This window comes from Bradyrhizobium sp. NBAIM08 (assembly GCF_020193935.1).
In the GTDB taxonomy this organism is placed as follows: domain Bacteria; phylum Pseudomonadota; class Alphaproteobacteria; order Rhizobiales; family Xanthobacteraceae; genus Bradyrhizobium; species Bradyrhizobium yuanmingense.
In genome coordinates this window covers 1-453 of record NZ_JADYVR010000305.1, presented here as the reverse complement: position 1 = coordinate 453, position 453 = coordinate 1, and the positions used below count along the sequence as shown (strand labels likewise).

1 protein-coding gene is annotated in these 453 nt (G+C 65.6%); it reads left to right on the top strand.

What is annotated here, in order from left to right:
* Positions 1-192: 192 nt before the first annotated feature.
* On the top strand, positions 193-453 hold a 261-nt coding region (locus I6F37_RS39620; protein ID WP_276573808.1), incomplete at its 3' end, for a flavoprotein.

The following is a 453-nucleotide window of genomic DNA, read 5'->3' as shown; positions in this document are numbered from 1 at the left end:
GTGTGGGCTACCGGCTGCGCCAGGCCGCCGACCTGATCCAGACAGACCAGGTATTCGCGTGGACCATCACGCTGATCGCGATGATGACTGCGCTCGAGATGGGCGTGCTGCGGCCGCTCGAAAACCACCTGTTCCGCTGGAAAAAGGAAGCCGAGGCGCAATGATCATCCAACGCAGCAAGGTGAGGCGCGCATGACGCAGCGCCTGATCGTCGCCATCACCGGGGCCACGGGCTCGATTTACGGCATGCGCATCCTGCAGCAGCTGCGCGCGCTGGGCGGCTGGGAATCGCACCTGGTCGTTTCCGACGCCGGCGTGCTCAATGCGTGGCAGGAATACGGCCTCACGCGCAAGGACATCAACAAGCTCGCCGACGTCGTGCACAATCCGCGCGACATCGGCGCGACGATCGCCAGCGGCTCGTTCGTGACCCGCGGCATGGTGGTAGCGCCG